We start from the raw sequence: 989 nt of genomic DNA, 5'->3' as shown, positions 1-989 counted from the left end.
CAGCACGAGCGCGAGCCGTGAGCCCACCTCGCGGGCCTCGGCGGCGACGATGGTGCAGCGCGCGCAGTCGTCGAGGTGCGCCTCGACGCGGGCGGTCTCGCGGCCCCTCAGCCGCCCCCGCGTGTAGCTGCCGAGCCGGTCGATGGTCCAGCGGCACTCGGGCTCGTTCGCGGCGTTCCGCAGGTGCGCCTGGATCCACGCCTGGCGCAGGCCCTCGCGGGCCCGGTACGCGAGGGCGGCCGTGGCGTTCGCGCTCATGCCGACCAGGGGCGCCACCTGCTGGGGCGACATGCCCTCGACCTCGGTGTACCAGAGCACCTCCTGCCAACGGGTGGGCAGCGAGCGGAACGCCTGCGCGGTGGTCGAGCGGTCGAGCGCGTCGAGGCTCGCGGACTCGCTCGTCGCGGGGTCCTCGAACGACTCGAGGGTCTCGAGGTTCGTCTCGTGGCGCGCGCGACCCCAGCTCGACGCCGTGTTGCGGATGGTCGTGAACAGGTAGGGACGGAAGGCGCCCGTCGGGCCGCCGCCGGCGAGGATGGCGTCGTAGATGCGCGTGAACGACTCGGCGACGAGGTCGTCGGGATCGAGGGAGCTGTACGAGCGGGCGACGGTGCGCGCCGAGGCCGAGTGCCGCTGCCAGAGCTCGCCGTACGCGCTCCGGTCGCCGCCACGGGTGCGCTCGATGAGCGCGCTGTCGGCCAGGTCGGTGCGCAGGGGTGGCACATCGCCTCCAGGTTCAGGTGCAGGGGTGTCATGGAAGAGACGCGGAATCGGGCCGATCATGACGCGCGTGGCGGGGTTCGATCATTCCAGCAGATTTTTCGCGAACCCGCGTCATAGATCCATGGGCGGGCCGTCTCTTCGGTGAAGGCCCTCCAGGGGGCCGACCGTACCGCCGCCTCGAGCACCCGAGCCGGGGCGGAGCCGGCGATGCCGGCGGAGGCGCCGCGATCGGGGGGTCCTGCGGCGCCGACCGGGCGGGGGTCCGG

Annotated in this window: 1 protein-coding gene; it reads right to left on the bottom strand. The window is 73.4% G+C overall.

Annotation, left to right across the window (positions count from 1 at the left end):
- The coding region (locus tag AC1DY2_RS20125) for a sigma-70 family RNA polymerase sigma factor (RefSeq protein ID WP_476764026.1) at positions 1–723 on the bottom strand (723 nt) is incomplete at its 3' end.
- Positions 724–989 lie beyond the last annotated feature (266 nt).

The organism is Agromyces sp. P1_H4, assembly GCF_056405255.1.
The sequence above is the reverse complement of the archived record's forward strand: the minus strand, read 5'-3'. Positions and strand labels throughout refer to the sequence as shown.